This is a genomic window from Actinomadura sp. KC216 (assembly GCF_004348535.1).
Lineage (GTDB): Bacteria > Actinomycetota > Actinomycetes > Streptosporangiales > Streptosporangiaceae > Spirillospora.
Window position 1 is genome coordinate 1 of record NZ_SMJX01000020.1, and the last position, 12,314, is coordinate 12,314.

The 12,314-nt window shown below is 70.3% G+C and carries 11 protein-coding genes; 9 read left to right on the forward strand and 2 right to left on the reverse strand.

The genetic code is table 11. The features are described from left to right. From E1264_RS43150 to E1264_RS05815, 3 genes are all read left to right on the forward strand, one after another. The coding region (locus tag E1264_RS43150; protein WP_165964026.1) for a hypothetical protein at positions 1-1,387 on the forward strand (1,387 nt) is incomplete at its 5' end. Next, complete coding sequence (locus tag E1264_RS05810; protein WP_132170330.1) at positions 1,371-1,820, forward strand: hypothetical protein; 450 nt, start codon at positions 1,371-1,373, stop codon at positions 1,818-1,820. The genes E1264_RS43150 and E1264_RS05810, both read left to right, overlap by 17 nt. After that, positions 1,820-2,326 carry a hypothetical protein gene (locus E1264_RS05815; protein ID WP_132170332.1) on the forward strand — a complete coding sequence of 169 codons (507 nt, stop codon included), beginning with the start codon at positions 1,820-1,822 and terminating at the stop codon, positions 2,324-2,326. The genes E1264_RS05810 and E1264_RS05815 overlap by 1 nt, the downstream gene beginning before the upstream one ends. 892 nt (positions 2,327-3,218) lie before the next feature. Here the strand turns inward: E1264_RS05815 and E1264_RS05820 are convergent. Beyond that, complete coding sequence (locus E1264_RS05820) at positions 3,219-4,016, reverse strand: class I SAM-dependent methyltransferase (RefSeq protein ID WP_132170334.1); 798 nt, start codon at positions 4,014-4,016, stop codon at positions 3,219-3,221. Between the two features lie 138 nt (positions 4,017-4,154). Further along, positions 4,155-6,122 (reverse strand): N-6 DNA methylase, encoded by a 1,968-nt coding sequence (locus E1264_RS05825; protein WP_132170336.1) that lies wholly within the window; start codon positions 6,120-6,122, stop codon positions 4,155-4,157. 752 nt (positions 6,123-6,874) lie between these two features. On the opposite strand from E1264_RS05825, the gene E1264_RS43155 reads away from it, so the two are divergent. From E1264_RS43155 to E1264_RS05850, 6 genes are all read left to right on the forward strand, one after another. Then, positions 6,875-7,030: a hypothetical protein gene (locus E1264_RS43155; protein WP_165964027.1), complete on the forward strand. Its 156-nt coding sequence runs from the start codon at positions 6,875-6,877 to the stop codon at positions 7,028-7,030. Further along, complete coding sequence (locus E1264_RS05830) at positions 7,017-8,204, forward strand: GNAT family N-acetyltransferase (protein ID WP_132170338.1); 1,188 nt, start codon at positions 7,017-7,019, stop codon at positions 8,202-8,204. Before E1264_RS43155 ends, E1264_RS05830 begins: the two co-directional genes overlap by 14 nt. Before the next feature lie 307 nt (positions 8,205-8,511). Next, entirely contained in the window at positions 8,512-9,336 is an 825-nt protein-coding gene (locus E1264_RS05835; RefSeq protein ID WP_132170340.1) for an NAD(P)-dependent oxidoreductase, read from the forward strand. A gap of 4 nt (positions 9,337-9,340) precedes the next feature. Continuing rightward, a complete protein-coding gene (locus tag E1264_RS05840; RefSeq protein WP_132170342.1) occupies positions 9,341-10,246 on the forward strand; it encodes a YdcF family protein in 906 nt (301 codons plus the stop codon). Continuing rightward, positions 10,206-10,862, forward strand: coding sequence for an HAD-IA family hydrolase (locus E1264_RS05845; RefSeq protein WP_207935738.1), 657 nt, complete (start codon positions 10,206-10,208; stop codon positions 10,860-10,862). The genes E1264_RS05840 and E1264_RS05845 overlap by 41 nt, the downstream gene beginning before the upstream one ends. A gap of 143 nt (positions 10,863-11,005) precedes the next feature. Beyond that, on the forward strand, positions 11,006-12,175 hold the full coding sequence (locus E1264_RS05850; RefSeq protein WP_132170344.1) for an MFS transporter: 1,170 nt from the start codon (positions 11,006-11,008) through the stop codon (positions 12,173-12,175). The last annotated feature ends 139 nt before the right edge of the window (positions 12,176-12,314 follow it).

The following is a 12,314-nucleotide window of genomic DNA, read 5'->3' on the forward strand; positions in this document are numbered from 1 at the left end:
GCCCTCCCGTCTGGAAAGCCGCGCCCGCGCCCGCGGCGAGCAGCAGGACGACAACCCCCAACCGGCCGAGACCAGAGACACAGGCAACGAAGAACGCGGCCGAACCGAGCGACCCGGCCCAGCCGCCCAGGAAGACCGCTCCGGGACCGACCTACCAGGGACACCCGGCCAGCCATCCCGCCTGGAGAGCTGGGCACGTGCCCGGGAAGTCCAACAGGACACCACACAGGACGACCAGACCACCGGCGGGCGAGAAGACGAATCCACCTCGGCGCGAATCGCCAGCGGGACGGAGAACAGGGAGGCGGCCAGCGGGCCCGAGCTCCCTGGCCGGGACGAGGGCGATCGCGAGATCCCGGAGGACGACGGCACCGTCCAGGAAGACGGCCCCTCCACCGGTGCCGCGACCGGCGAGACCGAACGGTCCCAAGATCAGGAGGCGGAGCCGTTCCCCCCGCCGGACCGACCCGAACCCGGCGCCACCGACCGGCCTCACCCCGAGCAGGACCAATCCGCAGCGGAGCAGACCGCGCGGGCCCCGGACCAGCCGTCCACGGAACCGCAGGAAGACCGTCCAGACACCACGCCGGGCCACGTCAGCGACCGCGAAGCCCCACCGGGGCAGGACACCGAGCAACTCCCGCAGGTCTCGGACGCACCCGGTGACAACACACCCACCCCGCCAGAGAACCGGCCCGGCGACGGCCCGCAGGATGGCGAGACCACCGAAACGCCGGAGCCGCGCGCCGATGGCGAGGCCACCGCTGGCGACCGTGATAGGAAATCCGAGGACGACGGCACCGAGCCGCCCCCGGACGAGCCCGGCGAGACGAATCCGGAGGCCCCTGCCAATCCCATACTTTCCGATGTCTACACCGACAGCCAGGGAAGAGTGCGCATCGAACCCCGGTACGGACGAGAACAGACCGGCGAGTCGAATGAGGCGGAAACATCGGCTCCCTCACCCGATCCCACGGGTGAAAACCCCAGGCGAACCGAGGCTGAGGTCGGCACACGGGGACGCGGGGAATTCGGCAGCCCGGAAACCGATCCCGCAGATCGGGACCCTCGCGAGCGCGACCCAGAGCGCTCGTCTCGCAGGAAAGAGCTCCTAAGGGAAGCCGCACAGAGCTCCACCGACATCGTAAAGTCGGTCGACAAGGCAATCGATGGAGCGTTCAAGGCACTGGACGCCAAAGCACCGTCCGGGCATCCGTCAACTGCCCGCGACACGGGCCCTTCCATCGAGTCCGTACACACACCGGTGAAAGTGGGTAGTGTGGCATTCGGCGTCCTTGGTGCAGCCATTATGGTCACACGGATAGGACAGTGGACGGCCGGAAGAGTGAGAGAAATGAGAGGACATCATCGTGCCAGTAACCGATGACCAGGCAGCAACGCTCCGCGCGCTACTCTCGGGGCAGCGCGAGGAGCATCAGAGGCTTCTCAGCCAACTCGACCGAACCGCAGCCAATGTAGGTTACTCCACGCTTCTAGCCGCCGGGTTCTTCGAGGCGGTCGAACGACGCTTCATCGTGGACGGAAACGTAGCCGACAACGCCGCCGTGATCGACTTCGTCGCCTCGGTCCGAGAGAGGACGGACGAGACACCCGATCTCATCAAGCCAGATATCGCCGAGCGAATGATTCTACACGCGCTGGACACGGGCGCTTCAATATCTGACATCGACCCCGACACAGTGATCCAGCATCAGCTGATTCTGTTGGCAGCACTGATCGGTGACGCACAGTTGAGCGAGTCGGAGCTCAATGCATTCATGGAAAAGATTCGTTCCGACGCCGACGAGCTGATCAATTGATGGACTACTCGGCTGTCGCGATTCGCGAGGAGAACATCCTGGCATTGCGGTCATTCTTGCAAGAGGGACCGCAGGCATGGGAGGAGCTCCTCAGCGGAATGCAGACAGACGAGGCGGCTGCTGGCTACATGTCGCTGGTTTACGGGGCCTTCTGTGTGGCGGTGCGTCGGAGGTTCTCGCCGAAGTACACGGTCGGTGAGATCGTTCGCTTCGTGGCTGAGCTACGGATGGCGACCGAAGAGGACGCCGAGCCGATCAACGCGCTCGCCGCCGAAGACATGATCCGCCGCGTCGTCGGTGCGCCACCACTTCGGGACGGTGGGCCGGACGACGTGACGACCGTCCTCTACGCCGAAGTCTTCGTCCTGCTCTCCTTGGTCGCTGAAGCGCAGTTCGACCGAGCTGGACTGGAGCAGTTCATCGAGGAAGCCACGGCCTACACCGAGATGTGGCTGGCCGCGCGGAGGGCCGAGGCATCTGCTTCGAGTCCCTCAGCGAACCTCTGAAGAACGGTGGTAACGGTCGGCCGGTAAGGCACTGACAGTGCCATAGTCCCACATAAGCGGATATTTGGTGGGAAAATGCGAGGGTACGGGAATCGCGCACGTGCGAATATTCGCCGTCGGATTGCTGGCGCGGAATCTGACGGTGCGTGACCTTTAGCTTGTTCGCGAGTGATCGGTAGCACAGAGTCAGCGATCAACACAGACCGCGTCCGATGTGACAACGGGGAGGACGGTCATGCCGAGCCCATACGTCCGCCGCCGACTGGCGGAGAAGATCCGCAAACTCCATGAGAGCCCGCGGCCTCACGACCGCCCCCCTCGCCCAGTTCGTGTTCCATTCTCGGACGAAGGCAACCTGCCTGGAGAAGGCCCAGATCCGTCCGATCCTCGCCGAATTCCTGGACATGCTGGACATCCTCGATGTCACCGCAGCGTGGCGTGGCAGGAAATACGGGGGTCCACGCTATTCAGTCGCTCCCCTAATCTGGCCACGTCGCCGGGGAAGATGTTTCGTCCTGGGTAACCGGTTCTTCTGATTCCGCTGGCGGGGATTGTTTTCGTCTTCGGACTGATCATCTGGGACTCCATCGTGGGTGGTGCGGCGGGACGTGAAGGGGAGTTGGACGCCGGACGGTGCCTCTGCAGCCGTACGGGGCGGCGGGCTGGACGTCCGGGGACGTGTTCGCGGTCGCCGCCGGACGGCAGGTTGCCGGGTAACGCGCAAGCGCGGGTACTCCGGCGGGCGCGGCGCCGTCCTGAGCCTTGCCGCGGGCACAGGGAGGCACTCCGAGCTGATGACGATTCCCGCGTCGATGACCGGGATCGGGGCGATGGTCCAGGGAGTGGCCGGGCTGTAAGCAATGACGTGGCGCCTAGGGTGTCCTGTCTGGCGTCAGGTGGCGTGGGCCACCAGCCAGTGGGCGGTCGGGTGGTGATGCCAAGGGCCGGACGGGGCGCGGGTCATGAATCGCTTGCCGAGTTCGGCCGTGAACTCCTCGCCGTGGGACAGGACGAGCTTGTGCAGTGGTCCGCCGCCGACCATGGCCGTCCAGAACGACTCCGCGTCGGGGTGGTCGATGCGGTGCGACACCGGCTCGTCGTGCTCTACCCGGGCGCCCGCCGAGGTGGCTCGTTCGGCGAGTTGGAGGTGCCACGCCGCGCTGCCCGCGGCGTTCGGAAGGGCCTCGTCTATGACCTCGTCGAGCAGCGCGAACGGGCCGTCGGTCTCGGTCTCGTCCGGCCAGCACAGGACCGACAGGACGCCGCCCGGCCGCAGCGCGGACACCCATCCGGTGATCGCGGCCGCCGGGTCGGGGAGCTGCTGGAGGCCGAACACCGACACGACGGCGGCGGCCTCGCCGGGCCAGCGGGACGCGAGTTCGACGGCGTCGCCGTGCACCAGGCGGGCCTGCGGGTGGGCGGCGGTGCGGCGGCGTGCGCGGGCGAGCATGCCGGGTGAGAGGTCGATCCCGACGATCTCGCGGCCGGGGTGTGCGGCGGCGAGCGCCGGGAGTTCGGGGAACGTGCCGCAGCACGGAACCAGGATCGGGCCCGGTGGCAGCGTCCGGGCGTGGAGTGCCGAGGTCGCCGTGGCGACCCAGGGCGCGAATCTGGGGACGAAGTACCGGTCGTAGCCTTCGGCCGCGTCGTCCCAGCCGCGGGCCAGCAGGTCGGAGGGGTCGTCGCTCATGAGGGGTCGCCTCCGTCCGGCCGAGGCGTCGGAGCCGGCCCGGCGTTTGATCGTCGGAGGCTCGCATTCTAGGCGTGGGGGCGAAATCGTGTCCGGACGGGTTGTACGGGGATGCGGCCGGGCCGCCGATGAAGGGGGTCAGTTGGACGGGCGCAGGGTGCCCGCGCCCAGGCCTTCCAGGCCCAGGCGCAGGACGTCCGCGCCGTGCTCCTGGATCTCGCGGAGCGCGGTCTCCAGGTCGGTGAGCTTGCGGAACGCCTTCCCGAGTTCGGCCTGTTCGGCCAGGGTGAGGCGGGGCAGGCGGGCGCGGCGGACGTCGAAGCGGGCCGAGGAGGTGGAGCTGCGGAGCCGGGCGCCCTGCGCGCCGAGCAGCAGCCATCCGGCGACGAAGTCGGGGTCGCTGCGGGACGGGTCGACCCGCACCAGAGCGAGGCCGGGGCCCAGGACCGAGCCGCCCTCCGCCATCGCGCGCGAGACGGGGTGGCGGGCGGCCAGGGAGACGACGACGTCCCCGGCGGAAATCCACACGTGGTCGGCGTCGGGTGCGGCGGTTCCCGTGGCTCCCCGCGACGCGGCGATGTCGTCGAGGGTCAGGACTGGCACGGTGCCCTCCCCCATCCGCACCCTGACAGGGGGACGGAGCACCTGCAGCACGCCCGCCTTGGCGAGTTCGCCGACCGTCGTCATCGCGACGTCGTGGCGTGCCCGCGCCTGCGTGAGGGAGGACAGTTCGGCGACCGCCCGCGGCAGTTCCGCCGCCTTCTTCTCCAGGACGTCGCGCGCGGCGGTGAACGAGCCCTCTGAGGCGGGAGCGCTGCGCTGCGGGAGGTACCGGGCCGGGGTGAGGTCGACCTCGTCGTCCAGCAGGTCGATGATGCGGACGACGGCGCTCGCGTCCGTACCGTCGCCCTTGCCCTTGAGGTAGCGGCGGTAGGCGTTCAGGGCGACGTCGTGGAACGTCTCCGGGTCGGCCGAGGTGTCGACCATCAGGACGTCGTCCGCGGGCTGGTCGCCAGGGGACGGGCGGCGCAGAACCCATACGGCCAGCGCGACGGCCATGTTCGGCACCGCGCCGGAGGGCAGTCCGATGACGGCCCGGAGCGTCCCGCGGCGGAGCAGTTCCGCGCGGACGCGGCGCCCGGAGCGGCGGTTCGCGACGGCCGGGGGCATGAGGATGGCGACGGTACCGCCGGGGCGCGCGTGCGCGAGGCCGTGTTGCAGCCACGCCAGCTCCGACTCCATCCGCGGCGGCAGGCCGTACTCCCAGCGCGGGTCGCCGGTGAGCTCCTCGTAGCCCCAGCCGCGGTCGTTGAACGGCGGGTTGGTGACGACGAGGTCGGCCGTCCGCCCGGGGAAGGCGTCGGCGCGGAGCGAGTCGCCCGGATGGACCTCGGCGGGAGCGCCGCGCAGCGCGAGCTGGATCGCGGTCATGCGGGCGGTCGTGTCGTCGATCTCCTGGCCGAGGAGCCGCTCGACGCCCTTGAACAGGTCGTTCGCCATGCTCAGGTACGCGCCGGTGCCGCAGGCCGGGTCGAGGACGGTCCGCACGGGCCCGGCGCGCCCGGCGGGCCCGGCGGGGGCGGCGGCTCCGAGTTCGAGCATCAGCCGGACGACCGGCTCGGGCGTGAGGTAGACGCGGCGGCTGTGATGCTCCAGGTAGCGGGTGCGGAGGAACTCGAACGCCTCCGCGGGGCCGCGCTCGTCCACCAGGTCTGCGAGCGCGTCCGTGATCGGGACGTCGGCTGGGACACCTGCCGGAACGTCGGCCGGGACACCGGCGGGGACGTCGATCCGGCGGTCGCCGTCCGGGCGCAGGCCGAGGAGAAACGCGCCCGCGTAGGTGAGCACGTCGGCGAGTTCGGCGCCGCCGGCGGTGGCCTGGCGGAGGGTCTGCCACACGCGCTCGCGGACGGGTGATCCGGACAGTTTGCCCTGGCCGCGGAGCCAGTCCTCCACCTCGGCGAGGGAGAACGTCGGGCTGACCGCCGTCCCGCCGACCGGCTGCGGAAAGTCGTCGTGGCGGCGGCGCCAGTTGCTCACCGCGGCGCGGCCGACCGCGGCCAGCCGCGCGATGTCGGCCGCGGTGACCGTCGCGTCGTTCGACACCGGCACTCCCTCCTGCGAACGACCTCACCCTAGCGCCCACCACGGCCGTTGCAGCGGTTGATCTGGTTCACGCCTCCTCAAAAGATCATTTCCACCGTATCTGAGATTCCCAAATTCTTCTAGGTTGATTGAGTTCACAGCTCTAGGTATGGCTCGGCCATCCGTGGAACGAGACCGCGGACTCACTGGCCTCCATCGCCAGGCGCCGTGGCGCCGAGCGCTTCGATTCCGCCGCCCGCGCCGAAGGGCTCGTCGAGGCGTTCCTCCGCGCATGGCACGACGCCCATCCCGGCAACGACAACGGCGCTTCGCGCACCGCCGGGGACATGGCCCGCATCGTCGCCTGAATTTCCCGAAGAGCGAAATTCAACAACGGTCGGTAAGGGCCCTACCGGCCACGTCACGTCCGGCGGACGCCGCCGTCGTCAAGATGAGGGCCGAGGAGCGGCGCCCCCACCAGCACGAAATCACGTTGTGTGGTCGTTCGCGCGACGCTCCGGCTCACTGATCCCCGCCACCGCAGTGGCCGGATCCGGACATGATCACACCTTGCAAACAAGATAGTGACTACTAGCATTGCCTCTTGTCAGCACAATTAGCCAACAAAGTCTCCCTGACCTCCGCGTCGAACTACTTGTTCGGAGCGAGATCATCCTGGTCATCCGCCATGTCCCTTGCCGGGCAGCACGGTGGCCTTCCTGCGTACGGGGCATCACCACTACTTCATGAATGGTTCCGGGGGTATTTCCTAAATGGCGCCGATCAATGACGCCGTGCTCTTCGACCTGCGGGAGAGCGCGCACGGGCACTTATCCAGCACCACCGAAGGCATCGCGGCCGGGGGCGCCGTGACGGCGAAGGAGGTGGGCAGGGGCCCTCACCGGGGCGGACGCCTTGAGCTCGGCTGAGCCGCGGATCGCCGGGCCGGAGCCGGGATCCGGCGTGTCCGACGGGCACTGGGCGCAGTACGCCGAACTGACAGGGCGGTGCTTCGGCCCTATCGACATGGACCTGGAGATCCCGCGCCGGCATGGGCTGGTCTGCCTGGCCCTGCTGGACGGCCAGGTCGTCGGCGGCGCCATCGCCCTGCCCTTTCACCAGCACTTCGGCGGGCGGGTCGTCCCCACCGCGGGACTCTCACTGGTCTGCACCGCGCCGCAGGCGCGCGGACGGCGGATCTCCGCCCGCGTCGTCACGGAGCTGGCGACGGCGCTGGCCGCCGACGGGATGCCCGTGGTGTCGCTGTGGACCGCGACCCCGGGGGTCTACCGCCGGTGCGGCTGGGAGGTGGCCGGCAACGCGCGTGGAACGTGGTACCCGATCGACGCCTTCCGCGACGCGCCCGCCACGGATCTCACGCTCGTTCCCGACCCCTCACCCGAAGCGATGCGGGCCGTGCGGGAGCGGGACGCGGCGCGCTGGAACGGCGCGCTGCTCCGGCCGGGCTGGTGGACGGCGTGGAAACAGGCGGGCGGGGAGGACGACACCGTCTCCTATGGATTCGCCGCCGGAGGCGACCTCGTCGGCTACGCGACCCTGCGTTGTGAAACGCGGCGTCCATGGGGATACGACCTCGCGGTCCGCGATCTCCACGCCCCGGACGCGCGGACGCTCCAGGCCCTTTCCGGGATGTTGAGCGAGCACGGCGCCCAGGCCGAACGGGTGCATTTCCCTCCCGGGGTGCTGCCCCCCGACCCCGATTTCACGTGGCTGCTCCCCCGCCACCGCGCGGAATCCTACGACTGGTACCCCTGGATGCTCCGCCTCACCGACATCCGCGGCGCCCTTGAGGCACGCGGCTGGTCCCCGGCCGTCGACGCCGAGCTGGAACTGGCCGTCGAGAGCCGCTCGGAGGCCGACCGGCTACTGACGCTGGTGGTCACCGGCGGCCAGGGAAAGGTGCACGACGGCGGACGCGGGCTGATTCCCATCACCGAACGCGGACTGGCCGCCTGGTACGCGGGAGCGCTCAGCGCGTCCCGCGCGAGCCGGCTCTGCCTGCTCCGCGCCGACACCACCGCCCTGCAATCGATGGACGCCATGACGGGAGGTCAGGAACCCTGGCTCGCCGACCTTTTCTGATTCCGCGCCGGCACGGCGGGTCCCCGCACGGCACGATCACACACGGCACGACCCCACACGGCTACGAGCGCCACTTCCCCACCGGCACGCCGGTGGCCCCGCGCTCGGAGCGACGACGGCAGGGGTGCGCCCTATCGCTCCACTGATGTGAGCGGCTCCCAGCACGACGAGCCATGACTCCGAGCCCGGCGACCGTCCAGACCGGCGGCCCGCCCCACAGGGCTGCGCCAGGGCGATTCGACATGCCGGCGGCGCGAAGCCCTGTCCGACCGACGCAGCAACCACACATCATCCGGAAGGAAGCACAATGCGATACGCCGTGACCGGTGGTGACGGTTTCATCGGCCGTTACGCCATCCAGCATCTCCGCGACCTCGGCCACGAGGCCTTCTCGATCGACCGTGCCTCAGGCATCGACATCATGGAGGACAAACTGGAGCCGGCCCTGCGCGGGACGGAAGGAGTGATCCACCTGGCCGGGATATTAGGCACCGAGGAACTGTTCGACTCGGTCGAGGCGGCCATCGACGTCAATATCAAGGGCACGTACCGAATCCTCGAAGCGTGCCGCAACAACGGGACCCGGTTCGTGGGCATCACCATGCCGCAGGTATGGAGCAACGTGTACCAGGCGACGAAACGGTGCGGGCAGGAACTGTCCTACGCCTGGAACACCAATTTCGGGGTGCCGGTGAGTCATGTCCGGGCGTTCAACGCGTTCGGTCCCGGGCAGAAGCACTACGGGGTCCAGAAGATCATCCCGACGTTCGCGGTCCGCGCCTGGAGCGGGCAGCCCATTCCGATCTGGGGCGACGGCAACCAGACCCTCGACCTGGTCCACTCGGCCGACCTCGGCCGCATGCTCGTGGACGCCCTGGCCTTCGGCGACCGTGAGGTCTTCGACGGCGGCACGGGACTGGCTCTCACGGTGAACGAGGTCGCCGAGCGGGTCCTCGCGGTGACGGGATCCAAGGCGGGGGTCGAGTACCTCCCCATGCGCAAGGGCGAGACCGCGACGACGGACCTCGTGGCCAAAGGCGAAGGATGGGACCTGCTGGGCTGGCATCCGGAGTTCCGCGAGGACGAGCTAGAACGCACCATCGTGCATTACCGGCAGTTCGCGGAGGCCTGACCCGTTGTTCACGGCGAGTGTGGTCGTCGAGCGCGACGGCCGTCCGCTCCGCGCGCATCACCTGGTCGTCGACGGCGGCTCCGGGGCGCGCTGGCGGGCGGGGCACCCGGCGCCGGCGGACGTGCGGATCACCGTCCCCGAGGCGGTCCCCGACCTGGTGCGCGCGGGCAGGGCCACCGGGACCTCGGTCGTGATGTCGGGCCTCGTCGGCATCGAGGGCGACCGGCGGGGCCTCGCGGCGCTCACCCATGCCGTCGGCGGCCCCGGCTTCCGGCCGTGCCTGGCCGGCGCCACCTCGCCCCCCGCGGCGGCGGAGCCCACCGCCGCCGCGGGGCGGGTCCCGCTGGTGGTCGTCGTGCTGGCGGCCCCGAACGACGAGCGCGGCCGGCTCAGCGTCATGGCCGAAGACCGGACGCGCGCGGCCGTCGACCTCGCACGCCGGACGCCGGGATCCCGGATCGTCCTGACGGGCGGATTCGGGAAGCAGTTCAACACGACCCCCGAACCGCACTGGAAGCACTGCCTGCGGTGGCTGGAACCACAGGGGGTCCTCCCCAAGGACGTCCTCGCCTGCCTGGAGACACGCCATACCTATGACGACCTCCTCTTCCTCCGGCAGCTGCGCGACCACCACCCTTTCGCGGACGCCTCCCTGATCACCTCCGATTACCACGCGGCCCGGGTGCGCTACATCACGCGGCTGGTCCTCCCCGGATGCCGGGTGGTGGCGGTCCCGCATCCGGACCTGCCCGCGGAACGGCTCGCGGCCTTCTCCGAGCACGAGTCCGAGGCGCTGGCCAAGACCGTGGCGGCCACCCTGCTCTTCGGTCCCGACTTCCTGCCGACCCCACTCGAAAGGCGCCCCGGCGATGCGAACGACCCCGATGTCCTGCGGCCACCTCCTGTTTGACCTCGACGGCGTCCTCGTCGACTCCCTGCCGCTCATCGAACGCAACTGGCGGACGTGGGCGGCGGAACGGCGCCTCGACGCCGACCTCGTCTTCGCCGGTTCCCACGGGCGCCGCGACATCGACGTCGTCCGCCTGGTGGCGCCGCACCTGGACGCCGAGGCCGAGGCGCGGGCCATCGCCGAACGCGAGGAGCGCGATTTCGCCGGGCTGCGCCCGATCCCCGGCGCCGCCGCCCTCCTCGGCGCCGTGCCGCCCGGGCGGTGGGCGGTGGTGACCTCCGCGCCGCGCGCCGTCGCCACCGGACGGCTCGGCGCTGTCTCCCTGCCCACGCCCGACTGCCTGGTCGCGGCGGAGGACATCGCCGCGGGAAAGCCCGACCCGGAGGGCTACCTGAAGGCGGCGGGCGTCCTCGGGGCCGACCCCGCCGGGTGCGTGGTCTTCGAGGACGCGCGCGCCGGAATGGAGGCCGCCCGCGCGGCCGGAATGCGGTGCGTCGGGGTCGGCGCGGAGGCCATCGCGGCACCGGACGGCATCCTCGCCGCCGCCGTGGAGGACCTGAGCCGGGTGCGCGTCACCGTGCTTTCCGGCGGCCTCCGGATCACGGTCGCGGACTGACCGTGGACGGACGGGCGGCGGGGAAGCCTCAGACCCCGCGCGGCCGCCGCTCCGGCCTCCGGCCCGGAGGCGGGCGACCCGGAGGCGGGCGGCCCGGAGGCGGGCGGTCCGGAGGCGGGCGGCCCGGATTCGCCTCCGCGCTGGTGGTGTTCTTCCTCATCGGCATCTCGCAGTCGAGCCTCGGACCGCTGCTGTCGCTCTACAACGACAGGTTCGACGTGGGCACGCCGCGTTCCTCGCTTCTCATCACCGGCTACTTCGCCGGGGCGCTGCTGGCCATGCTGACGGCGTCGCTGGTACGGCTGTCCGGGCGCTGGCTCTTCCCGTGCGCCCTGACGCTCTACGCGGCCGGGAACGCGGGCCTGTTCCTGTCACCGTGGCTGGGGCCCGCGGCGGCGTCCGCCACGATGGCCGGCCTGTCCGCGGGCGGCCTGATCCTGTACACCAACACCGCCTTCGCCCGGCAGGACGGGGGCGTCGCGCTGATCAACCTGCTCAACGGGATGTTCGCCTCGGGGACGATCGTCGGCCCGCTGGTGGCGGGCTGGTCGATCGGCACGGGACGGCCGTACGGGCTGCTGGCGGTGACGATCGGGACGGTCTTCTGCCACCGGGTATCGCGCCTGCGCCACTGGCCCGCGGAGGATGGACCACCGCGCTCCGATGCCTCGCCCGGGGCCTCGGACCACACCTCGTCCGGCGCCTCGTCCGGTGTCGCCATCGCGAGGTCCATCGCGCCGTTCCTCCTGCTCTACCTCTGCTACGGGGTTCTGGAGACGGGCATCGGGGGCTGGGCCGCCACCCATCTCGAAAGCCAGGACTTCTCCGCGGCGAACGCCGCCCGGATTCTGGCGGCCTTCTGGGCGGGCACCGCCATCGCGAAGTTCGCGGTCCCGATCTACGCGGCCAGGACGCCCGAAGGGAAGATCATTCTCATCGGCCTGGCGGGCACGACGGCGGCCCTGGCCCTGGCGACGGTGCCGCACGCGTCCGTCGTGGCCTACGCCCTCACGGGCCTCGCGCTCGGCCCGGTCTTCCCGACGGGCCTCGCCTGGCTGGTCCGGCTCGGCGGGGGCCAGCGGGCCGTCGGGATGGCGTCCGCGTCGTCGATGGCGGGAAGCGTCCTGGTGCCGGTTCTCATCACCTGGCCCGTCACCCATGCGCCCGCGACCATTCCGCTGTTCTTTTCCGCGGCCGGGGTGTTCGCCATGGCGGCGGCCTCCTGGGCATGGCGCTCGGCGCGGTCCGGCGGTGGGGTCGGCGCTTTCACGCTTGAGCAACGCTCCGACGAATCGGAAGAGCATCAGCACTGAAATCGATATTCACGACGCCTCTCCGCGTGTTCGGGAATAAAAGCTGGACGATCACGGCGAGAGCGGAATGGCGTCACTGGAGTCGTCCTGCATAGGCCAAAGCGCGGGATGTCACCGCGACGGCAACCGGAACACGGTG

Bases quoted from the DNA above. Each gene is read 5' to 3' on its own strand.
- E1264_RS05815 (WP_132170332.1), top strand. From the start codon at position 1,820: ATGGACTACTCGGCTGTCGCGATTCGCGAGGAGAACATCCTGGCATTG.
- E1264_RS05820 (WP_132170334.1), bottom strand. From the start codon at position 4,016: ATGAGCGACGACCCCTCCGACCTGCTGGCCCGCGGCTGGGACGACGCG.
- E1264_RS43155 (WP_165964027.1), top strand. From the start codon at position 6,875: ATGGCGCCGATCAATGACGCCGTGCTCTTCGACCTGCGGGAGAGCGCG.
- E1264_RS05835 (WP_132170340.1), top strand. From the start codon at position 8,512: ATGCGATACGCCGTGACCGGTGGTGACGGTTTCATCGGCCGTTACGCC.
- E1264_RS05845 (WP_207935738.1), top strand. From the start codon at position 10,206: ATGCGAACGACCCCGATGTCCTGCGGCCACCTCCTGTTTGACCTCGAC.